The sequence below is a fragment of the Thermus antranikianii DSM 12462 genome (assembly GCF_000423905.1).
Classification (GTDB): domain Bacteria; phylum Deinococcota; class Deinococci; order Deinococcales; family Thermaceae; genus Thermus; species Thermus antranikianii.
In genome coordinates, this window is sequence record NZ_AUIW01000003.1 from 117,944 (window position 1) to 137,783 (window position 19,840).

The 19,840-nt window shown below is 65.2% G+C and carries 20 protein-coding genes; 10 read left to right on the forward strand and 10 right to left on the reverse strand.

Annotation, left to right across the window (positions count from 1 at the left end; genetic code table 11):
* Nucleotides 1–6: 6 nt before the first annotated feature.
* A complete protein-coding gene (rplM, locus tag G584_RS0104000; protein WP_015717986.1) occupies nucleotides 7–438 on the forward strand; it encodes a 50S ribosomal protein L13 in 432 nt (143 codons plus the stop codon).
* On the forward strand, nucleotides 438–824 hold the full coding sequence (gene rpsI, locus G584_RS0104005) for a 30S ribosomal protein S9 (RefSeq protein WP_028493458.1): 387 nt from the start codon (nucleotides 438–440) through the stop codon (nucleotides 822–824). Before rplM ends, rpsI begins: the two co-directional genes overlap by 1 nt.
* Here the strand turns inward: rpsI and G584_RS0104010 are convergent.
* From G584_RS0104010 to G584_RS0104045, 8 genes are all read right to left on the reverse strand, one after another.
* A complete protein-coding gene (locus tag G584_RS0104010; RefSeq protein WP_028493459.1) occupies nucleotides 821–3,445 on the reverse strand; it encodes a UvrD-helicase domain-containing protein in 2,625 nt (874 codons plus the stop codon). The two genes, rpsI and G584_RS0104010, sit on opposite strands and share 4 nt — an antisense overlap.
* Complete coding sequence (locus tag G584_RS0104015) at nucleotides 3,442–5,640, reverse strand: PD-(D/E)XK nuclease family protein (protein WP_028493460.1); 2,199 nt, start codon at nucleotides 5,638–5,640, stop codon at nucleotides 3,442–3,444. Before G584_RS0104015 ends, G584_RS0104010 begins: the two co-directional genes overlap by 4 nt.
* A gap of 139 nt (nucleotides 5,641–5,779) precedes the next feature.
* A complete protein-coding gene (locus G584_RS12830) occupies nucleotides 5,780–6,217 on the reverse strand; it encodes a hypothetical protein (RefSeq protein WP_028493461.1) in 438 nt (145 codons plus the stop codon).
* Between the two features lie 106 nt (nucleotides 6,218–6,323).
* The gene (locus tag G584_RS0104025) at nucleotides 6,324–6,896 is read right to left on the reverse strand and encodes a hypothetical protein (protein WP_028493462.1); all 573 of its coding nucleotides are present in this window, start codon (nucleotides 6,894–6,896) and stop codon (nucleotides 6,324–6,326) included.
* 24 nt (nucleotides 6,897–6,920) lie between these two features.
* Nucleotides 6,921–8,225: a sensor histidine kinase gene (locus tag G584_RS0104030; RefSeq protein ID WP_028493463.1), complete on the reverse strand. Its 1,305-nt coding sequence runs from the start codon at nucleotides 8,223–8,225 to the stop codon at nucleotides 6,921–6,923.
* A complete protein-coding gene (locus G584_RS0104035; RefSeq protein WP_028493464.1) occupies nucleotides 8,200–8,853 on the reverse strand; it encodes a response regulator transcription factor in 654 nt (217 codons plus the stop codon). The genes G584_RS0104030 and G584_RS0104035 overlap by 26 nt, the downstream gene beginning before the upstream one ends.
* Nucleotides 8,850–10,805, reverse strand: coding sequence for a protein kinase domain-containing protein (locus G584_RS0104040; protein WP_028493465.1), 1,956 nt, complete (start codon nucleotides 10,803–10,805; stop codon nucleotides 8,850–8,852). The genes G584_RS0104035 and G584_RS0104040 overlap by 4 nt, the downstream gene beginning before the upstream one ends.
* A complete protein-coding gene (locus G584_RS0104045) occupies nucleotides 10,805–11,560 on the reverse strand; it encodes a PP2C family protein-serine/threonine phosphatase (protein ID WP_028493466.1) in 756 nt (251 codons plus the stop codon). The genes G584_RS0104040 and G584_RS0104045 overlap by 1 nt, the downstream gene beginning before the upstream one ends.
* A 23-nt stretch (nucleotides 11,561–11,583) precedes the next feature.
* Here G584_RS0104045 and G584_RS0104050 point away from each other — a divergent pair, with 23 nt between their 5' ends.
* Both G584_RS0104050 and G584_RS0104055 read left to right on the forward strand, forming a co-directional pair.
* On the forward strand, nucleotides 11,584–13,335 hold the full coding sequence (locus G584_RS0104050; protein ID WP_028493467.1) for a hypothetical protein: 1,752 nt from the start codon (nucleotides 11,584–11,586) through the stop codon (nucleotides 13,333–13,335).
* 45 nt (nucleotides 13,336–13,380) lie between these two features.
* Entirely contained in the window at nucleotides 13,381–14,586 is a 1,206-nt protein-coding gene (locus G584_RS0104055) for an MFS transporter (protein WP_028493468.1), read from the forward strand.
* A gap of 1 nt (nucleotide 14,587) precedes the next feature.
* Here the strand turns inward: G584_RS0104055 and hemB are convergent, their stop codons facing one another.
* Nucleotides 14,588–15,568, reverse strand: a complete 981-nt coding sequence (hemB, locus tag G584_RS0104060; RefSeq protein ID WP_028493469.1) for a porphobilinogen synthase — start codon at nucleotides 15,566–15,568, stop codon at nucleotides 14,588–14,590.
* A 30-nt stretch (nucleotides 15,569–15,598) separates the two neighbouring features.
* Here hemB and G584_RS0104065 point away from each other — a divergent pair, with 30 nt between their 5' ends.
* From G584_RS0104065 to G584_RS0104090, 6 genes are read left to right on the forward strand one after another with little or no spacing between them, the layout of a single operon-like run.
* Nucleotides 15,599–15,916: a YbaB/EbfC family nucleoid-associated protein gene (locus G584_RS0104065; RefSeq protein WP_028493470.1), complete on the forward strand. Its 318-nt coding sequence runs from the start codon at nucleotides 15,599–15,601 to the stop codon at nucleotides 15,914–15,916.
* A gap of 1 nt (nucleotide 15,917) precedes the next feature.
* On the forward strand, nucleotides 15,918–16,502 hold the full coding sequence (gene recR, locus G584_RS0104070; protein ID WP_028493471.1) for a recombination mediator RecR: 585 nt from the start codon (nucleotides 15,918–15,920) through the stop codon (nucleotides 16,500–16,502).
* A 16-nt stretch (nucleotides 16,503–16,518) separates the two neighbouring features.
* Nucleotides 16,519–16,929, forward strand: coding sequence for a roadblock/LC7 domain-containing protein (locus G584_RS0104075; protein ID WP_028493472.1), 411 nt, complete (start codon nucleotides 16,519–16,521; stop codon nucleotides 16,927–16,929).
* On the forward strand, nucleotides 16,917–17,246 hold the full coding sequence (locus tag G584_RS0104080) for a roadblock/LC7 domain-containing protein (protein ID WP_028493473.1): 330 nt from the start codon (nucleotides 16,917–16,919) through the stop codon (nucleotides 17,244–17,246). The genes G584_RS0104075 and G584_RS0104080 overlap by 13 nt, the downstream gene beginning before the upstream one ends.
* A 13-nt stretch (nucleotides 17,247–17,259) precedes the next feature.
* Nucleotides 17,260–17,610: a roadblock/LC7 domain-containing protein gene (locus G584_RS0104085; protein ID WP_418954021.1), complete on the forward strand. Its 351-nt coding sequence runs from the start codon at nucleotides 17,260–17,262 to the stop codon at nucleotides 17,608–17,610.
* Nucleotides 17,607–17,873 (forward strand): DUF3467 domain-containing protein, encoded by a 267-nt coding sequence (locus tag G584_RS0104090; protein WP_015718004.1) that lies wholly within the window; start codon nucleotides 17,607–17,609, stop codon nucleotides 17,871–17,873. The genes G584_RS0104085 and G584_RS0104090 overlap by 4 nt, the downstream gene beginning before the upstream one ends.
* A gap of 135 nt (nucleotides 17,874–18,008) precedes the next feature.
* Here the strand turns inward: G584_RS0104090 and G584_RS0104095 are convergent, their stop codons facing one another.
* Complete coding sequence (locus G584_RS0104095; RefSeq protein WP_028493475.1) at nucleotides 18,009–19,817, reverse strand: S9 family peptidase; 1,809 nt, start codon at nucleotides 19,815–19,817, stop codon at nucleotides 18,009–18,011.
* Between the last annotated feature and the right edge of the window lie 23 nt (nucleotides 19,818–19,840).

Here is a 19,840-nt window from a genome sequence, read left to right on the forward strand (position 1 = left end):
AAACGCATGCAGCCCAAGACGTACATACCCAAGGAGATCGAACCCCGGTGGGTTCTCATTGACGCCGAGGGCAAAACCTTAGGGCGGCTGGCCACGCAGATCGCCACCCTGCTACGCGGCAAGCACCGCCCCGACTGGACCCCCAACCTTCCCATGGGCGACTTCGTGGTGGTGATCAACGCCGACAAGATCCGCCTCACCGGCAAGAAGCTGAAGCAGAAGATCTATACCCGGTATAGCGGCTACCAGGGGGGCCTGAAGGAGATCCCCGCGGAAAAGATGCTGGCCACCCACCCGGAGAGGGTGCTGGAGCATGCAGTAAAGGGCATGCTCCCCAAAGGGCCTCTGGGGCGGAGGCTCTTCAAGCGCCTCAAGGTCTATGCCGGCCCCACCCATCCCCACCAGGCCCAGAAACCCGTTAAGCTGGAGGTCAAGTGATGGAGCAGTACTACGGCACCGGTAGGCGCAAGGAAGCGGTGGCCCGGGTCTTTTTAAGGCCCGGAAGCGGTAAGATCACCGTGAACGGCCAGGACTTCCAGGAGTACTTCCAGGGTTTGGTGCGGGCGGTGGCGGCCCTCGAGCCCCTGAGGGTTGTAGACGCCCTGGGGCGCTTTGACGCCTACATCACCGTGAAGGGGGGTGGCAAGAGCGGCCAAATCGACGCCATTAGGCTGGGGGTGGCCCGGGCCCTTCTCCAGTACAACCCCGACTACCGCGCCAAGCTGAAGCCCCTGGGCTTCCTCACCCGGGACGCGCGGGTGGTGGAGCGGAAGAAGTACGGCAAGCACAAGGCCCGCCGGGCACCCCAGTACTCCAAGCGCTAAAGAAGGCCCGGCTCCAGCCCCTGGGAGAGGATCCCGGGGGCTTTTTCCAACTCCCGAAGGGCCTCCTGAAGCTCTTTTGGCGAGAAAACGTGAACTTTTTTGTGCCTTAAATAGACCAAACGGGCTTCAGCCTCCACCCCCCAGGCCCGCCGCACCGCCTCCCAGTAAAGGGCTAACTGCAGGCGGTAATGCTCCGGGGCCACCCTCTGGTCGGTCTTGTAGTCCTCCAGGTACCAACATTCCCCCACCCGGTAGAGCCGGTCCAAAACCCCTTGCCAAACGGTACCCGCATGGGACAGGGCTAAGGGAAGCTCCACATGATCCTCGTCTCTAGCCTCCAAGCCCGGGAGGAGGCTTCCCAGCATCTCCCGGTAGGAGCCAAGAAGCCCCTTGACCTCCTCGAGAAGCCGGGCCTTTTCCTCCTCCTCAAACGGAAGGGCCACCTCCTGCAGGAGGAGAGCCTGCATCCTGGCCTCGTCCCCTGGATCTAGGTCGCGGGCGAGGGCGTAGTGGACCAGGGTTCCCAAGGCCCGCGCGAACCCGGGAAGCCCCTCGGCCTCCAGGGACTCGCCCAAGGGCAAGGGTTCCCCTTCCGCCTTGCGGTGGGCGCTCGGGGAATAAACCGGAGGAAAGGGCTTGGGGGGTAGGATCAAGGAGGCATAGGGAGCAGGCTGGGGAGAAGGCATGGGGGAAGGCGGAGGAAACCTCGGCACTCCCTTTCCGTCATGCACCCGCACCCGGGAATCCCCGGACTCGGGTCCCAAGCCCAGGGCCGCAAGGGCCTTAGCCCAAGGACCAGGATAGGAAGAAGCGCTCCCTGTAAGCACTAGGACGTCCCGGGCCCGGGATAGCGCCACGTAAAGGAGCCTTAGGGCCTCCTCCTTCTGAGCCCTTCTCAAAACTGGCCTTACCTGCTGATAGGCGGGTGTGCCCTTCAGGGCCACCTCCCCTCCAAGCCCCACCAGAAGGGCCTCCTCCTGCAAGCGCTCCTTCCGGGAAAGGTCAAAGACCCCCACCACCGGCCACTCTAACCCCTTGGCGGCATGCACGGTGAGGACATGCACTCCCTCCCCTCCTTCGGGCAGCTCAGCAGCCTCGGGATCCCTTGCCCTTACCTTCAGCCAGTCGAGTAGGGCCTCGAGGTCGGGGAAGCGCTCGGAAGCTGCCAGGAGGAGAAGGGTATCCAGGTTGGTGCGGGCCCTTTGGGAAAGCCGCATAAGGAAGGTCTCGTCCCTCACCAGGGCCTTTAGCGCTTCAAAGGGGTGTTTTCCCGCAAGGGCCTTAAGCCAGCCCAAGCGGCTTTGTACCTCCGGAGGCAGGTGGACAAGGGGATCCTCCTCCTTGAGAGCCTTCTCCATCCGTCCAAGATCCAAGCCCACGAAGGGGCCCCGCAGGAACGCCATAAGGGAGAAGCGCTCCTCCGGGGAAGGCGTACCCTCCAGGAGGCCAACCCTTAAGGCGTGGTAGATGTCCCGCACCTCCAGGCGGCTAAAGAAGCTCCGTCCCCGGCGGATACCGTAAGGTACCCCCAGGGCACGGAAAGCTCGCTCCAGGTAGGGAAGGCTGGTGCGGCTTCGCACCAAGACAGCCATGTCCGAGAAGGCATAGCCTTCCTCCTTGAGAGCCAAAAGCCTCTGGGCCAAAATCATGGCCTCCTGCAGGCGCTTTTCCTCGAGGCTTCCCTCCCCGACCACCCAATGCACTTCCACCCGGCCTTCTCCTTCCCGCCTGGGCCGCACCAAAACCCTTTCCGGCTCAGGAAAGAACCTCTCCACGAAGGCGTTTAAAAAGGCGGCAAGTCCTTGGGCGTGGCGGAAGGTTTCCCCAAGGGGACGCACCTCCTCAGCCCTTCTCAAGGCCTCGCGGAAAACCTCCACCTGGGCGTTGCGGAAAAGGTAGATGGACTGCTTGGGATCCCCCACGGCCACCACCCTAGCTCCCGCCTCCTCCAGGGCCCGGAAGAACCGCCCCTGCAAAGGGTTTACATCCTGGTACTCATCCACGAGGAGATGGGGAAAGCGCTCCACCACCCTCCTTACTGCCTGGGGATGTTCCAGAAGACGAAGGGCCAAGGCCTCGAGATCCCCTGGCCCCAGCATCTCCACGGTCCGCCTCCGGTAAGCCGCCAGTACCTCCTGGAAGAGGGCAAAGATTCCTTCCGCCCCTGAGAGGGGCTTGAGCTCGGCCGCCAGGGAGCGCTTCCTGTAAAGGGTCAAGAGCTGGTCCAAAAGCCCCTCCTTCTGCAAGGGGTCTATACCCTTCAGATAGAGGAGGCTCCGGGCTTCTTCCAAGAAGAGGGTTTCGGCCAAAAACTCGTCTAAGATGGAGAAATCCGGGTCCAAGGAGAGGAGAGGGGCAGTGTGGCGAAGGGCCGCGGCCATGAAGCCGTGAATGGTGGTAAAAAGAGCGCCGTGCGCCTCCCGCCTGGCCTCCTTCCCCTCTAGGCCCTCTAAGGCCCCCACCTCCTGAAGAATGCGCCCCCTGAGCTCCTCGGCGGCCTTACGGGTGAAGGTGACGGCGGCCATGCGCCTTAAGGGCACCCCTTGGCGCAGAAGGGTCAAAAGCTCCTGCACCAGGGTATGGGTCTTCCCCGTACCCGCCGAGGCCACGTAGAGCTTCACAGCTCCTCCTTTCGGCAAAGGTCCTCGAGACCGCAGGTATGGCAGTAGGGGCCGGGCTTCGGAGGAAACGCGCCTTGACGCCACAGCTGGTAGGCTTCCCTTGCTCGCTTTCGTACCTCCCCCACCGCCTTGGGAAGTTCCTTATCCGAACTTTGGCGGTATTGGAGGGAAGGCCTCCCCATCCAAGGCCAGATCCAAAGCCTGACCTCAGCGACATCCTTCCGGTTCACCAGGACCCCGAGGGCATACCACTCCGTCCAGCGCTTTTGAGGATCCAGGTCCGGCTCCCCATCCTGGGGGAGGAGGCGGTAGAGGTGGACCACGTTCCCCTCCCGACGAACCCCATCCAGGCGCAAGGGGGGCTTCCCAGGCAAGGAAAACCAGAAGCGCATACCCTCCCAGTGGGCGCGGTGGGCCTCAAGCCAAAGGCCCACCTCAGGATGGGCCAGAAGCCTTTCCAGTTCCGCGGGAAGAAGGTGCCAACCCAGGGCCCCATCCCGCACCTTAAGGCCAAAGCGTTCCACATAGGCACGAAAAGGGCATTCCCGGAAACGGCGGAGGACCTCCAGGTGGGGCGGGGGCTCCTGCCCCGAGGGTAAGGGTGGGGCAAAGGAATTATGGGGTAAGGCCTCGAGGCGGCTTGCAGGCGGCAAGGCCTCGGGCCTATCTCCCCTTTCCAAGGGCAGGTGGAGCCCAGAAGGGCCGGCCTCGGGGTAGAGGAGGAAGACCTCCTCCCCCCGGGTGGAAACCTCCTCCCGGAAGAGGGGATCAAGGCCCCTCAAGCGCCGGACCAGCCCCTTTAAAAGTCCCCTTTCCCTTAGCTCCTCCAGGAGAAAGTAATCCTCCCCTTCCTTCAGGCTATACCGCCCCGCCACCCACTCCAACACGTACGCCCTTCGGGCCCTCACCCCCATGGCCCGAAGGGGAGGAAGGAGGGAAACCCCCCGGTTGGGCTCCGGAGAAAGGCTCTCGTCCAGTAAGAGGCTTCGCCACCAGGCTAAAGGATTCCCTCTATCCGCCCTCAAGGCCAGCCGCAGGCGGGAAAGGAAGGGCTCCTTGAGAGAAACCCCCAGGTGTTCCAAAGCACCTTCCGCCCAGGCCAGGACATCGGGCCCTGGGGTGCGGAGCTCCTGGAAGGCCCGCCACTCCTCCCCAAGCCCCTCCCGCTCCGCTAGGGCCTCCAAGGCCTCCTCTCCCGCCAAACCTAGCCTTAGGGCCTTTCTGCCCAGACGAGAAAACCCCAGGACCAGGAGGTCCCGTCCCGTGGGGTAAGGGTTCAGGAGAGCCAAGACCCTTTCCCCCTCTTCGGTGTCGGCCAGGGCCCTTTCCCGACCATCGAAGAGGGGGAGGCCGTACTCGTCCTTTAGAAGGAGAAGCCCTCCAATACGCTCCTCGGGGGCCACCACCAGGACCTCCCAGGGGTCTAACCCCTCCCCACCCATCTCCCTGGGAACCAGGGCCCGCTTCAAGGCCCTTAAGAGGTAACGGCTTTCCTCCACAGGGTTGGCCAGGGCCAAGACCTGCTTCCGCACCGGCCTCGAGGAAAGAACCCGCCAGGGCTTCAAGTCTTCCGGGAGAAGTTCCAGGGTGAGAAGGACGGGTACCTCCTGGGCCAGGCGCTTAAGGAAGCGGAGGTCCAAAGGACCCACCTCCCGGAAGCCGTCCACCACCACCAGATCGGGCCTCGGGAAAAGGCGAAGGGGCACGCGGCCCGCCCGGTGGCGGAAGTCGTCATAGTCCAGGGCCTTTCCCTTCAGGCGCTCGTAGGCAAGGTAGACCCGCCTGAGCCTTCCTGCTTCCCCCTCCTTGGGTAGGGCAAAAGGGGAGAGGCCATAGCGCTTGAGTTCCGCTATCGCCCGGGCGAAAAGCCGGGCCTCCCCGGGGGCGACCCCTTCCCCGTAGAGGCTTCTAAGGGCCTCTCCCACCAGGGCCACCCTTCCCGCCCCGGGAAGCAAGGGCCCAAGCCGGCCCACCTCCGCCAGCACCCGGTAGTAAAGGGCCTGGAAGGACATGAACTCCAGGCCCAGCACCGCCTCTTCCCCCCCGAAAAGGCGGTACACGTAGGCCCTTTGGTGGGGCAAGCCCACCCAGTAGACCCTCCCCCGCCGATTCAGGACCTCCAAGGCCCATTCCCGGGCCAGGGTGGTCTTCCCTGAGGCAGGGGGGCCTAGGAGGGGATAGAGACCCGGCTTCATATGGGGGCATTTTAAAACCGCAAGGCCCAGGAGCCCGCCCTTTCGTACGAAACCACATCCCTTTAGTCCTCCAGGAAAAAGGCTTGCGGAAGGGATTTTCTGGGTCCTCCGAGCTGGCTTCCGCCAGGTTGGGGTGATATCAGGGGATGGCCTCCGGGGAAAGGGGCAGGGGGGTGAGATCCGAGCCCAGGCGCAACACCCCAACCACCCGCCCCCGGTGGAGGACAAAACAGCGGTACCCCTCCGGCAGGACCAGCACCCGCCGGGCCAGGGAGAGCTCCCGCAGGAAGAAGAAGGGGCGCATCCGCATGGGCTTTCCGCGGATGGGACCCATGTAGGGCATGGGCCTGCCCCCCTCGAGGGCCAAGAGAAGCAGGGGCCTCTCCCCCACCGCCTGGCCCAGGACCAGGACCAGGGTATCCCCTTCCCGGTAGAGGGCCTGGACCTCGAGGGTCCGCACCACCTTAAAGCATCGCGCCAGCACTTCCTCCGGCGAGGGACCAAAGCCCTTGGGGCCCTCCTCTCCCAGGGCCCAGCCCCCGAGGGCCAGGAGGAGGAAGATCCCAAGCCACCGCATCCTGCCCAGTCTGACAGATCCGGCCTTGGACCCTCTCTTGCCCATATCCGCCCCGGGATGGGGCTTACCAGGATCCCCACCCTGGCTTGGCCAGGGTGGGGTGGGGTTAGAAGCCCCGCTCGGCCGAGATCAGGGCCAAGGCCGCCCGGGCCAACAGGAAGGCCCGGCCAGGCTCCTTGGAAAGCCTATTCTTGGCCTCGGCCACCAGATCCTTCACCAGGCTATCCTGGGCCCGGTAGTAGGCGAGCTCCTTCTCCGCCCGGTCCACTGCCCCCGGGGCCCTCTGGGCAAAGCGGGCACTCGAGCCCGGTCGCCCCTTACCCCACGGGGCAAAGGCATGGGCCCTGGGTCCAAAGGGATGGTGCATCCCCATATGGGGGGCTGGCCTCGGCCCCCGGGCCTGTACCTGGGGTTCCCCTGAGGCCGCCCGGAAAAGAAAAAGGGCGGCCTGGGCCTCCCGCGCCGCCTTGAAGTACGCCTTGGCCTCGTAGCTCTTCTCCGCCCGGGCCTTCACCTCCTTGGCCCAGGCGAGAAGCTTTTCCTCCCCCGTGGCCCCTTGGGCCACCGCCTGGAGCCTGGCCAAGGCCGCCGAGGCTACCGCCGCCTGCCGGTAATCCGTGCCTTGGGCCAAGGAAAGGCCCGCCATCAGGAGAACCAAACCCATGAGCACCTGTTTCATTCCCTCTCACCTCCGCACTGGAGGCTATCCCCTCTGGCTAAAGGGCGCATCGGGCGAAACCTTAAGGGAAGCCAAAGGCAGGTAAAGCCCCACCGCCGCCCCGTCCTGGTTCTCCACCCTTGCCCTTCCCCCATGGGCCCGGGCCACCGCCGCCACCAAGGCGAGGCCCAGGCCCGTGCCCCTTCCCCCATGGGCAAAGGGCTCCAGGGCCCGGGGCAAGAGCTCCTCGGGGAAGCCAGGTCCGGAGTCCACAAGCCAAAGCCAAACCCCCTCCTTGTCCCGCTGGATCCTGGCCTTAAGGGGTAGCTTCCCGTGGCGGCGGGCGTTGTCCAACACGTTTTCCACCGCCAGGGCGAGAAGCTCAGGGTCCGCCAGAACCTGGCCTTCCCCTTCCACCTCCAGGCCCCATCCCCCCAAGAAAGCCCGCAGGTCCAGGGGGATGAGCCTGGGGGAGGTGGCCTCGAGGCGGGATAGCCTGAGGAGCCCGGAGAGCAAAGCCTCCATCCTCTCCGCCTCCCGTAAGGCCCCGGCGAGGGCCCTGGGTTCGGGCTTGCGCAGGAGCACCTCCAAGTACCCCTTCAAGGCAGCCAGGGGATTGCGAAGCTCGTGGGAGGCATGGCGGGCAAAACGGCGGGCCGACTCCTCCTTCTCGGAAAGCTCCCTAAGAAGCCCCTCCACCTGGGCCAGGCGGCTGTTCAAGGCCTCCACCAAGGGCCTTAGCTCCGCCAAACCAGGGTTGGGAAGGGGGCTTAGGTCCTCAGGCCGCCGGGCCTCCAAGAGCTTGGCCAGCTGCCCCAGGGGACGAAGAGCCCAAGCGAGCCCCAGGGCGGAGAGCAGAAAGATGGCCAAAAGCACCCCTCCACCCCAGGTGGCGTAGAGGAGGAGAAGCCTCCGCCCCAGGCCGGCGACCCCCTCCAAGGGGACCGCCAGGCCGAACCCTCCCTCCCCCCGGGGCAGGGCCACGTAGAGCACCCCCCGCCACACTCCCTGGTAGGCTCGTCCCTGAGCAAGGGCCTCGAGGAGACCGGGGGGAAGGTTGGGGGAGGGCACCTCGGTGAAGGCCACGCCCTCCTTCCCTATCACGAAGCCCGTGCCGCCCCCATAGACCTGGGCCAGGCGGAAAAGCTCGAGAAGAAGGGCCTCCTCTTCCCCAGGCCCCTCCTCCCCAAGGAGGTAAAGCCGGGTGTAAAGGGCCCGGCGCAGGTCCTCGCTGGCCGCTCCTTCCGCCTCCCTGGCAGAAAGGAAGGCCAGGGGCAGGGCCAGAAGCAAGAGGGCCAGGAAGAGAAGGGCAAAAAGCCTCCCCCTAAGGGAGGAAAAGGCGGTAGCCATAGCCGCGCACCGTCTGGATGGGGTTAGGCTCCCCCAGGACCTTCCTCAGGAGGGAGAGGTGCACCTCCAAGGTGGCGGGGTCCACCTCCTCCCCCCAGACCCTCAGCATCAAAGCCTCCTTGGAAAGCACCTCCTCCGGGGACTCCAGAAAAGCCTTCAGGAGGAGGAACGCCTTGGGGGGCAGGGAAAGCCTCCTCTCCCCCCGGAAGGCCTCCATGCGCCTGGGATAAAGCCTCAGGTCCTTGTAGGCCAAAACCTCCGGGGCCTCCTTCCCCCTATGGGCACGGCGCCAGAGGGCCTCGAGGCGGGCCAGGAGCTCGGAGAGGCTATAGGGCTTGACCAGGTAGTCGTCCGCCCCCTCCTTGAGGCCCTTCACCCGCCACTCCACCGCATCCAAGGCGGTGAGCATCAGCACGGGCACCTCCGAGCGAGCCCGGATATCCTTAAGCAGGGAAAAGCCATCCCTTTCAGGCAGGAGCACGTCCAAAATCACCACCTCCGCCCAGGGAAGGAGGCTTAGGGCCTCCTTTGGGCTCTCCGTGGCCTTGACCTCGTGCCCCTCGAGGGAAAGCCCCAGCTCCAAGGCCTCCCGAACCCCTGGGTCGTCCTCCACCAGAAGCACCCTCATGCCGGGTTCCGCCAAAGGGCAAGGCCCCGCACGGGGGCGTACACCTCCAAGGGCGGCAGGGCCTCCCCGGTCTTCAGGTCTATGCGATGGATGCGGCTCGCCCCGCGCCTGGCCGCATAGAGGATGCCCCCAAAGGGCAGGAGCTCCACCAGGCTCATGCGGTCCTCCCCCTCCAACAGGGGCAGGGTGTAGGAGGCGATAAGGGACCCGCCAAGATCCAGCACCCGCACCTTGGCCGCTTCCACATCGTAGAGGTAAAGCCTCTCCCCCTCCACCCCCACCCCACCGAGAAGCCTTAGCTCTTCGCTTCCCTTGGAGCGGCGGAAGGCGTAACGGGAGAGGTAGCGTCCATCCAAGGCCAGGCGCTGTACCTGGCGGTTGCCGTAGTCCAGGACGAAAAGGAACTCCGGCGTGGCTACCAAGGCCTTGGGATCCTGGAAGGTGCCCCGGCCCGGCCCCTGGCCACCAAAGCGCCCCTGGTACTGTCCCTTCAAATCGAGCCGGCTCACCGTGGCGGTCTCCGAGTCCAAGACGAAAAGGCTACCGTTGGCCACCGCCAGGGCCGCAGGAAAGAGGAACTCCCCGGGCTTCATGCCGTAAGGCCCGGTGGAAAGGAGGAGCTCCCCTTCCGGGGAAAAGCGGTGAAGGAGCTTGGCCCCGTGCTCAAAAACCGAGACCCAGATGCCTCCCTCCCCATCGGCGGCCACGGAGAGGGGAGGGGCTGGGAAATGGCCCGGACCGGAGCCAATGCCGGAAAGGAGCCGGGCAGCGGTACCGGAAAGGTCCAGAAGCCGCACCGTGCCCTTCTTGGCCTCCACCCCCAAGAGCAGGTAGAAGGGGTGGGGCAGGCCCCGCTCCTCCTCCCACGAGCCAGAAAGGCCCCGGATCACCTCGTCCAAGGAGGGGCGCTTGGCCGGGTCCTTTTCCAGCATCTTCAAGACCAGGTCGGAAAGAACCTGGGGAATCTGGGGATTGAGCTGCTTAGGAGGGGTGGGCACCTGGAAGATTTGCTGGTGAATCACCGTCTCATACCCCCCGGTGAAGGGGGGCTGGCCGGTGAGGGCCTCGTAGAGAACGATACCCAGAGAGTAGATGTCCGAGCGGTGGTCCAGCTTCTGGCCCTTGGCCTGTTCCGGGCTCATGTAGACCGGGGTGCCGATGCGGGCCCCAGTGATGGTGAGGCGGGTGAGCACCTTACCGGCGGCGATACCAAAATCCATGAGCCGCACCCCCCTGGGGTCCACTCCATCCTCCCTGAGGGCCCCCTTGAGCACCATGATGTTCCCCGGCTTGATATCCCGGTGGACGATGCCTTGGGCGTGGATATGCTTAAGGGCATCGGCCACCCGTGCGAGGATGGCCGCCGCCTGCCTCAGGGAAAGGCGCCTTTCCTCTATGAGCTTGTCCAGACCCTCCCCCTCCAGGTACTCCATGGCGATGAAGTGCACCCCATCCACCTGGCCATGGTCGTAAACCTTGACGATGTTGGGATGGTCCATCTTGGCCAGGACTTCCGCTTCCCGGTGGAAGCGGCGCACGAAGCGAGGGTCGCCCAGAAAGCGCTCCTGGGGAACCTTGAGGGCCACCAGGCGGCCGGTTTTCTTGTCCTTAGCCTTGTACACGGTGGCCATGCCCCCCACGCCCACCTTCTCCAGGATCTCGTACTGCTTTTCCAGAGCCCGGGCCTCCTCCGTGGTCTTGGAGGTGGAGGAGACCCGTCCCTGGGTACGGGAGCGCCTTGGGATCCTCCGCCGGGGACCCAGGTAGACCCGGGGTGAGGCCAGCAACCCCAGGCCCATAAGCAGCCAGGGGAAAACCACCTCCGCCCGGGCCCCCGTGGCCCAGGCGGCTCCCGAAAGGAGGAGCAGGAGGAACCATAGGGCCCAAGGGGAAAGGCGGGAAGCCAGGGCTGCGGTGAGGAGAACCAGGAGGAAGGCCAGAAGCCCCTGCATCACTCCACCCGTAAGGCCACGGCGGTGACGTTATCGTCCCCGCCCCGGCGCAAAGCCTCGGCCAGAAGGCCCTCGAGGCCCGCTTGCAGGTCCTTGCCCAAGACCCACTCCTCCTCGGGCACCAAGCCATAAAGCCCATCCGTGACCAAAAGCACCCCCTCCCCTGGGGCGAGGTGCACTTCCTTGAGGTCAAAGCGAGCTTCCGGCAGGCCCAAGGCCCGGGTGAGGACGTTGCGGTAGGGGTGATGCTCAGCCTCCGTGCGGGTCAGAACCCCTTCCCTCAAGCGCTCCGCCACCCAGGAGTGATCCTCGGTGAGCCGCTTAAGCCCCTTGGGGGTGAGGTGGTAGGCCCGGGAGTCCCCGATATGCCCCACCACCCCCTCCTTGAGCCAGTCCGCATAGAGGAAGGCGGTGAGGGTGGTGCCCATGCCCTTTTTCCCAAGCCTTTCCGCCTCCTTTTCCACCCGCCTGGCCGCCAGGGTGAAGGCCTTCTCCATCACCTTGGAGAGACCCACCGCTGGCCGGCCCCCCTTCAGGTGCTCCGCGTAGGCCCGCACCGCCTCGGAAAGGGCCTCTATGGCCACCTTGCTGGCCCACTCCCCTGCCTCCATACCTCCCATGCCGTCGGCTACCGCCAGGAGGAGGAGGTTGCCCTGGGGAACCTCGAGGCGCATCACCCGGTGGAAGTCCTCGTTGTTCTGGCGGCGGCCCACGTGGGAGACCGCAGCCACGCTGTACCGGGGAGCAAGGCGCATCGGACCCATTATAGGATGAATGGGTGGAGCACCTGGCCGACCTGGTGGACCTCTACGAGTATCGGGTGGAGGACCTGGCCGCAGGCCGCACCCCTAAAGGGGGGAAGAGGGCCCTTTTGCAACTGAGGGCCTTCCTCATCCAAACCCGCCTGCCAGGGCCCTTGGCCAAACGCTTCCGCCAGGCTGATGCTCGCTTCAAGGCCCTGCGGCAAAGCCTCAACCCTTCCCAGCCCGTGGAGCCCCCTTCCCTGGACCTCCCCACCCCGGCCCTGGAAAACCTGGAGGAACCCAGCCCTACCCCGGAGCTCTCCCCCTTACGGGCCATCGCCTTAAAGGTGTGGCGCCTCCTGGCAGAACGGGAGGCCAAGGCCCGGGCCAAAGACCTTCTGGCGGGAAGGCGGGAGGAACTCAGGCTCATCCACGCCTTCTTGCAGAACTACCTGGAGTACCGGGAAAAGGAAACCTTCAAGCGGGACTTCAACCTCTCCCGCTTCCATCCCACCCACCCCATCCCCTCCCTCTCCGACAGCCTCATAGACCTCGAGGACCCCAAGGTGGCCGAGGTCCTGGTGATGGAGTTTTTGGAAACCGCCCTGCACCTGCCCAAGGACCTCCCCCTGCCCCCTGAGGAAACCCGCACCTATATCCGCCGTTTCCTGAACCGCATCCTGGAGTGGGATGACGCCTACGGCCTTCCCCCTAAGCAGGACCTCATGCCCTTGAAAAAAGCCCTGGAGGAAGCCAAGCGTCTGGGGGCAAGCGCTCTGGAAATCGCCCGGTTGGAAGAACGCCTTAGGAAAGAGGCCCAAGAGGAAAGGCGGCGGGAACTCCTCTTGGAAGAGGAACGGCGCCGCTTCCGCGTGGCCCTGGAAAAGGTCATCGCCCTCCTGAACCTGCTTCCCATCCCGCAAGGGGAAACTCCCTGGCCCCGGGTTCCCGAGCCCGGCCAGGGGGAGGAAAGCCTCCTTACCGTGCCCCTGAGGCCAGGCCGGATTCCCTTGGGACCCCTCACCCTCACCCTAAGCCAGGTGGAAGGAACCTGGCACCTGGGATTGGGCGGGGAGGATTATGTGCTGGAGGACACCCTGGTGATCCCCTGGGAGGACCTCGAGGTCCTGGCGGTGCGGGAGGGGGATCTCCTCCACCTGAGGCTCGAGGCGCGAAGCGGGCTCAGGCTCTACGAGCTCCTGGCCGAGGGGCGGATGCTGGCCCTTCTCCTAAGCCCCAACCAGGACTACGTCTACCTGCGCCTCCTTAGGGCCCTTTCTGCCCGATTGAAGGGTGAGTTCAACCCCCAGGCCTTTGGCCCCGAGCTGGCGGAGAAGTACCGCCAGGCCCCGTGGGAGGCCCTGCAGGACTTCGCCCGCAAGGTTTTGGAGCTCGCCCTAAAGCGCCTGGGTGGGGCGGACCCCACCCCCCTCCTCAAGGAGGTGGGCCAGGCCTTGGGGCAGGAGCGGGAAGCCCTGGTTTTGGCGGAGGCCTTAAGGGAGTACCTGGGCCGCCGCCCCCCCACCCGGGAAACCTTGGGAGGGGAGGTCCACCTTCTTTCCATCGGGGCCGAACCCCTGGCCCTCAGGGTGGGGCAAACCGTTCTTTCCCTACGTCCCAGGAACGCTTCTTCCGGAGACCCCCAGGAGGAAGTCCTTTACGTGGGCCAGGCGGGAGAGGTACCCCAAAGGCTCAAGGACCTCCTGGTCTACCGCCTCCCTGAAGGAACCGTGATCCTGGCCCGGGAGGGAAGGCGGCTTGCTTACCTGGTGATGGAAAACCCTTGACTTAAAGCCATTCCTGGTATACTCCCGGGCAAGGGGGTAGTATGTATGAAAGTTTTGCGGCACAAAGCCTTTGCCCGGTTGATCCTCTCCTACCTGGTTTCCCAGGCGGGGAGCAAGGTGCACCGGGTAGCCCTCCTGGTGCTGGTCTATCTACTCACGGAAAACGCCCTTTGGGTTTCCTTGGTCCTGGGAGTCCAGCTTGTAGGCACTGTAGTTTTCTCCCCCCTCCTTTCCGCCTGGGCTGACACCCAGGACCGCAAGCGGCTCCTGGTGTGGTCCGACCTCCTTCGGGCTCCCCTGGTGGCCCTTATCCCCCTCCTTGGGGCCAAGAGCCTTCCCATCTTGCTTCTTCTGGTCTTCCTGATCGAACTCCTGCGGGACCTCCACGACCCCATCCAAAACGCCGTGGTCCCGGACCTGGTCCCCAAGGAAGAGGTGGACGAGGCCAACAGCCTGGTGCTTCTTGCCGACCGTCTTTCCGAGGTGCTTTTCGTGGGGGCGGCCGGGGTGCTGGTGGCGGCGGTGGGGCCTGCCTTTGCCTTCTATTTGGATGCCGCCACCTACCTGGCCTCAGGGCTTATCCTCCTGGGCCTTCCCTCCCTTAGGCCCCAGAGGCTTCCCAAGGCGGCCTTCTTCGCCCGGGTGAAGGAGGGAATCGGCCACCTCGCAGGCCATCCCGCCCTCCGCCGAGCGGTGGGCACCCTGTTCGTGGCCGCCGCCTTCGGCTCCGTGGAAACTGCCCTGGGGGTGGTGCTGGCCATCAAGTGGCTCAAGGTGGGCTCGGCGGGATTTGGCTTTATGGAAGCGGCCATGGCCTTAGGGGCCATTCTGGGAGGGCTTGCCATCCCCTATCTCCTAAGGCGCCTTCCCAGGGAGAGGCTCTTCCTGTTGGCGCTTTTTCTCTTCGGCCTCTTTGAAGCCTCCATCGGGGCCTTCCCCCTCTTCGCCTGGGTGCTCCTGGCCTTTTTCATAAGCGGCTTCCTCAACATGGCCTTCATCGTTCCCGCCCGCTCCATCCTGCAGCTCAACACCCCCCAGGAGATGCGGGGAAGGATCTTCGCCGCCTTCGGCGCGGTGATGAACGCCGCCGTCCTCCTGGGCACCCTGTGGGGCGGAGCCTTGGAGGGATGGATGGGGGCCCCCCGCGTCTTCCTGCTGGCGGGCACCATCGTGAGCCTGGCGGCAGGCTATACCCTCCTCACCGGGGGTATCCCCGCACCCCGGGAAGCCCGCCAGACCCAGGAAGCTTGACCTAGGCTTCCTTCAGCCAGCGGGCCACCTCCAGGGCGTAGTAGGTAAGGATCCCCTGGGCCCCGGCCCGCCTTAGGGCGTAAAGGCTTTCCAGAACCGCCCTCCTTTCGTCCAGCCAGCCCCTCTGGCTTGCCGCCTTCAGCATGGCGTACTCCCCGGATACCTGGTAGGCGAAAAGGGGCTTGGAAAACCGCCCCTTAAGGGCGGAGAGCACGTCCAGGTAGGGGAGGGCAGGCTTGACCATGAGCATGTCGGCCCCCTCGAGGTCATCCAGGCTGGCCTCCCGCAAGGCATCCCAGAGGCCGGCCTTCGGGTCCATCTGGTAGCCCGTACGGTCCCCGAACCGGGGGGCGCTCCCTGCCGCCTCCCGGAAGGGGCCGTAGAAGGCGGAGGCGTACTTCACCGCATAGGAAAGGATGGGCACGTGGGCAAACCCCCCCTGGTCTAAGGCCTCCCGGATGGCCCTAACCTGCCCGTCCATCATGGCGCTCGGGGCCACCACATCCGCCCCTGCCTGGGCCTGGGAAAGGGCGGTCTTGGCCAAAAGCTCCAGGGTGGCGTCGTTATCCACGTAAAACCCCAAGGGACCTTCCCGTACCACCCCGCAGTGGCCGTGGTCCGTGTACTCGCAAAGGCAGGTGTCGGCCATGACGAGAAGCTCGGGAAACTCCCGCTTCAGAAGGCGGATGGCCCGCTGGACGATGCCCTCCTCCGCATAGGCTCCATGCCCCAGGGGATCCTTCTTTTCCTCAGGCAACACGCCAAAGAGAATCACCCCGCCCAGGCCCGCCTTGAGCACCTCCTCCGCCAAGCGGGGAAGGTGGCCTAAGGGATGCCGGAAGACCCCGGGCATGGAGGAAACCTCCTCCGGCTCCCCCCCCTCCTTCACAAAAACCGGCAGGACCAGGTGCCTTGGGCTAAGCTCCACCTCCGCCACCAAGGGCCTTAGAAGGGGCGAACGCAGCCTCCTTGGGCGCTCCATACCTTCCACTATACTCAGGAAGGAGGGAGCATGAACCTGCAGAAGCTCTTGAAGGAAGCGCAGAAAGCCCAGAAGAAAGCCGCCGAGATCCAGGAACGGCTGGAAACCATGACCGTGGTGGGCACGGCCCAGGGCTTGGTGGAGGTGGAGGCCAACGGCCACGGCAGGATCCTGGCGGTCCGCTTAAAGCCCGAGGTGCTCAAGAACTTCCAAGAGGACCTCGAGGGCCTGGAAGATCTCCTTCTGGTGGCCATCCAGGACGCCCAGAGGAAAGCCCACGAGCTTTCGGAGAAGGAGATGGCCCGGGAGCTTGGCGGCGTAGGGCAGATGCTGGGCAAGCTCTTCTAGGATGCGGTATCCCGAAAGCCTCCTTAAGCTCACCCGCGCCCTCTCCCGCCTGCCTGGGATCGGCCCCAAGACCGCCCAGAAGCTCTCCCTTTACCTGGCCTTCCACCGGGAGGAAGCCGAAGAGCTGGAAAGGGCCTTGGCGGGCCTCGAGGCCCTGGGCGTCTGCCGGGTCTGCGGCAACCTGGCGGAGGGGGAGCTTTGCCCCATCTGCCAGGACGAAAGCCGGGACCGGTCGGTGATCGCCGTGGTGGAAACGGTCTCTGACCTGTACGCCCTGGAACGGAGCGGGGAGTTCCACGGGCTTTACCACGTGCTGGGTGGGGCCTTGAACCCTCTGGAAGGAGTGGGTCCAAAGGAGCTCAACCTGGAAAGCCTCTGGGCCAGGCTTCCTGGGGTGGAGGAGGTGGTCCTGGCCACCTCCATGACCGTGGAGGGGGAGGCCACCGCCCTCTTCCTGGCGGAGGAGCTCAAGCGCCGGGGGATCAGGGCCAGCCGCCTGGCCTACGGCCTCCCCGTGGGGGGAAGCCTGGAGTACGTGGACGAGGTAACCTTAGGCCGGGCCCTGGAGGGGAGGAAACCCCTTTAGGCCTTGGGGAAAGGGCATGGAGGAGCTTTTGCAACACCTCCTGGACCGGGTGGAAGGAGCCTTTGCCGCCGCCATCGGCACCCTGGATGGGCTCCTGGTGGAAGGAACCAGGCGCAGGCGGGTGGACCTCGAGGCGGCCGTGGCGGAACACGCCGCCCTTTTGCGCCAGGCCAAGGCCGCCTACGCCGGAAGCCTGGGTACCCCCCGGGTGCAGGAGCTTTTGGTGGGGGGCCACCCCGTGGTAGGCTACGTCCACGTGGTGCGCAGAACAGGCCCACTACCCCAGGGACCCGTGCCTCGAGGCAAGGGACACGAGGAGCTCTTCCTCCTTCTCCTCATGGGGCCGGAAGCCAACCTGGGCCAGGCACGCGTGCAGACAGCCAAGGCCGCGGAAAAGTTGGCGGAGGTGGCAGGATGGCTTACCTAGAGAGCCTGGCCCCCTTTGGCGTCAAGCGGGCGGTGCTCACGGGCCTGGACGGCCTGGTCATCGAGGCCCTGGGCCGGGGCAACCCCCCAGCAGAGGTCCTGGCGGCGGAGCTGGCCTCCTTGGTACGGCACATGACCCCCTTAGCGGAAGCCCTCTCCGGGGAGGTGCGCCGCTTCACCCTGGCCACGGAAAACCACGAGATCCTGGCCCTAAGGGTGGGGGAGTACGTCCTGGGGGCGGTCATCGAGCGGGGTACGGACCGGAAAGCCGTGGGCCAGGAGTTAACCCGCATCGCCCTTAAGGTGCAGAACCTCTGAGGGTTAAGGAGGCATGGTGGAGCAAGCCCTACAGGAACTCAAGGCCACCAAAGGGGTACGGGTGACGGCCCTCCTCAGCGAGGACGGGTTTGTGGTGGAGGAAGCCCGGGAAGCGGATGCCCCGGAGGCCAATCTCCTTTCTGCCCGGGCGGCCACGGTGCTGGGGACCGCCAAGGCCCTGGCCCAAACCCTGGGCCAGGAAGGGGTGGAGGAGGTCATGGTAGAGTACCCCGAGGGGGCCCTGCTACTGGTGCCCCTTCCCGGCTATCACCTGCTCCTTCTCTTGGACAGCGTGAAAAGCCTGGGACGGGTACGCCTAGCCTTGAAAAGGGCCATACCCAAGCTGGAGGAGGCGCTTAGATGAGCGAGCTAAAGCTGGACATCCAAATCGACAAGGACGTGGCCCTGGGCCGGTACACCAACCTAGCCCTCATCGCCCATACCAAGAACGAGTTCATCCTGGACTTCGCCTTGTTGCAACCCCAGGGCGGGGCCATGGTGGTCAGCCGGGTGATCACGAGCCCCCAGCACGCCAAGGCCCTTCTCCGGAGCCTGGCGGAAAACGTGGCCCGGTACGAGGAAACCTTCGGCCCCATTCCCGAGCCGGTGGCGGAAAGCCAGGCCTAAAGGGATGACCAGGGCCCCCGCCCTGGCTTCTGCCGGGGCGGGGTGATGTTGCGCCGGCACATCGTGCCCCAGAACATCGCACGGGTAAGGATCTTTCGGGGCTCCCACCCTGGCTTCCGCCAGGGCGAGGTGGCACTAGAGGTTTTCCCTCCACCAGTCCAAGTAGGCCTTGAGCCGGGCGAGCCTGCGGTCTGGCCTTCCGGAGCGGGAAAGCTCGTGCCCCTCCTCGGGGACGCGGAAGAAGCGGGCCTTCACCCCCAGGTGGAGGAGGGCGGTGTACCAGGTCTCCCCCTGGTCTATGGGGCAACGGTGGTCCTGCTCAGAATGGACCACCAGGGTGGGCGTCCGCACCTGGTGGACATAGCGCAAGGGGCTTTTCTCCCAAAGCACTTCTGCCCTCTCCCAGGGCCTAGCCATAAGCTCCATGAAGGTGAAGCGGGGACCGATGTCGCTGGCCCCAAAGAAGCTGAACCAGTTGGCGATGCTCCGGTCGGTGACCGCCGCTTTGAAGCGACCAGGGTGGCGGGCGGTGAGCCAGTTCACCATATAGCCCCCGTAGCTTCCCCCCGCCACCCCCACGCGGCCAGGATCCAGGGGGAAGCGGGCCAGAACGTGGTCCAAAAAGCCCAGGAGGTCCCGCTCGTCCCGCTCCCCCCATTCCCCCTGGAGCAGGGCGAAGTCCTGGCCGTAGCCGGTGGACCCCCTTGGATTGGCGAAGGCCACCGCATACCCCGCCTGGCGGAAGAGCTGGAGCTCCAGCATGGGTGCCCGCCCGAAGGCGGTGTGGGGCCCCCCGTGGATGTACAGGATGACCGGGTGGGGCCCCTGCCCTTCCGGAAGCAGGACCCACCCCGGCACCCGGTGCCCTTCCGGGCTCAGCCACTCGGTGTAGATGGGCTCGGCCAGGGGGAGGGAAACCCCCTCGTTGGGGTCGTAGACCCCCAGGGGACCCCAAAGCCGGGCCGGATGGGTAAAGTCCTCGGTGAGGAGGAAGAGACCCCGCTCCGTGTGGGCAAAGGAGAGGACGCTCCCCTCTACGGGCAGGGCCTCGGCTTCCCCCTCGAGGTCCACCCGGTAAAGCCTTCCCGTTCCCTCCTCCGTGCGCACGATATAGACCCCATTCCCGGCCCACCTGGGCCCTTGGGTATGGGCCCCATAGCGGAGATCGGAGTTGATGGAGTTGTGCAGGCTACCCTCAAAGAGAACCCGAACCTTCCCGCCATGCAGGTGGTAAAGCCGGGCTTCCGTGCCCCCTCCCTGTTCAAAGGCGTGGCCCAGGAAGAAAAGCCCTTCCGGGCTCCACTCCAGGGCAAAGATGGGGCCAAAGCCGCCGTAGACCTTTTGCAACCTGCCTTCCTTAAGCAGGTAGAGGGTATCCCGCCACTCCGCCTGCGCCCCCTTATCCTCGGCCATCACCAGGTAGAGCCCTTCGGGGGAAGGCACCATCTCTTTAGGGACGGGGTAGCGGTCCAGAAGAAGTTTCTGCTGACCCTCCTCGAGGGCATAAAGGGCCACATTCCCCTCGGGCAGGAGGCCCCGGCCGTCGAACTTGAAGGGCCACCCCTCGTACACGCGGGGGCTACCCGGCTTGGGAGCCTCCTTCAGGGCCAGGAAAACCACCTCCCCTTCAGGACCTAGGGCGTAGTCCAAGACCCCCGGGGTTTCCGTAAGCCTCTCCGCTTCTCCACCCCTTAGGTCCAGGCGGAAGAGCTCCTGGACTTCCCCTACCTTCCGCAGGAAGTAGACGTAAGGATGGGCATAGCGGGGCTTTTTGGCTTCCTCCTGGGTGAGAAAGCGCAAGGCGCCGTCAAAAAGGGCCAGCCTCGAGCGGTACCGGGGTGGATCCCCCTCCTGGATATCGGTCAGCAGGAGAAGGGGGAAGCCATCGGGGCCAGGGGTGAGGTCCGACAGGAAGCGGAGCTTGAAAAGGATTTCCGGTTCCATGCCTCCATAATACTGACCGGTCA

Excerpts from the sequence above, each read along its gene's own strand:
- G584_RS0104095 (WP_028493475.1), bottom strand. The coding sequence starts at position 19,817 with ATGGAACCGGAAATCCTTTTCAAGCTCCGCTTCCTGTCGGACCTCACC.
- G584_RS0104045 (WP_028493466.1), bottom strand. The coding sequence starts at position 11,560 with ATGCGCCTTGCTCCCCGGTACAGCGTGGCTGCGGTCTCCCACGTGGGC.
- G584_RS0104090 (WP_015718004.1), top strand. The coding sequence starts at position 17,607 with ATGAGCGAGCTAAAGCTGGACATCCAAATCGACAAGGACGTGGCCCTG.
- G584_RS0104040 (WP_028493465.1), bottom strand. The coding sequence starts at position 10,805 with ATGCAGGGGCTTCTGGCCTTCCTCCTGGTTCTCCTCACCGCAGCCCTG.
- rplM (WP_015717986.1), top strand. The coding sequence starts at position 7 with ATGCAGCCCAAGACGTACATACCCAAGGAGATCGAACCCCGGTGGGTT.
- G584_RS0104025 (WP_028493462.1), bottom strand. The coding sequence starts at position 6,896 with ATGAAACAGGTGCTCATGGGTTTGGTTCTCCTGATGGCGGGCCTTTCC.
- G584_RS0104035 (WP_028493464.1), bottom strand. The coding sequence starts at position 8,853 with ATGAGGGTGCTTCTGGTGGAGGACGACCCAGGGGTTCGGGAGGCCTTG.
- G584_RS0104075 (WP_028493472.1), top strand. The coding sequence starts at position 16,519 with ATGGAGGAGCTTTTGCAACACCTCCTGGACCGGGTGGAAGGAGCCTTT.
- G584_RS0104065 (WP_028493470.1), top strand. The coding sequence starts at position 15,599 with ATGAACCTGCAGAAGCTCTTGAAGGAAGCGCAGAAAGCCCAGAAGAAA.
- G584_RS12830 (WP_028493461.1), bottom strand. The coding sequence starts at position 6,217 with ATGCGGTGGCTTGGGATCTTCCTCCTCCTGGCCCTCGGGGGCTGGGCC.
- recR (WP_028493471.1), top strand. The coding sequence starts at position 15,918 with ATGCGGTATCCCGAAAGCCTCCTTAAGCTCACCCGCGCCCTCTCCCGC.
- G584_RS0104055 (WP_028493468.1), top strand. The coding sequence starts at position 13,381 with ATGAAAGTTTTGCGGCACAAAGCCTTTGCCCGGTTGATCCTCTCCTAC.
- hemB (WP_028493469.1), bottom strand. The coding sequence starts at position 15,568 with ATGGAGCGCCCAAGGAGGCTGCGTTCGCCCCTTCTAAGGCCCTTGGTG.
- G584_RS0104085 (WP_418954021.1), top strand. The coding sequence starts at position 17,260 with ATGGTGGAGCAAGCCCTACAGGAACTCAAGGCCACCAAAGGGGTACGG.
- G584_RS0104015 (WP_028493460.1), bottom strand. The coding sequence starts at position 5,640 with ATGAAGCCGGGTCTCTATCCCCTCCTAGGCCCCCCTGCCTCAGGGAAG.
- G584_RS0104080 (WP_028493473.1), top strand. The coding sequence starts at position 16,917 with ATGGCTTACCTAGAGAGCCTGGCCCCCTTTGGCGTCAAGCGGGCGGTG.
- G584_RS0104030 (WP_028493463.1), bottom strand. The coding sequence starts at position 8,225 with ATGGCTACCGCCTTTTCCTCCCTTAGGGGGAGGCTTTTTGCCCTTCTC.
- rpsI (WP_028493458.1), top strand. The coding sequence starts at position 438 with ATGGAGCAGTACTACGGCACCGGTAGGCGCAAGGAAGCGGTGGCCCGG.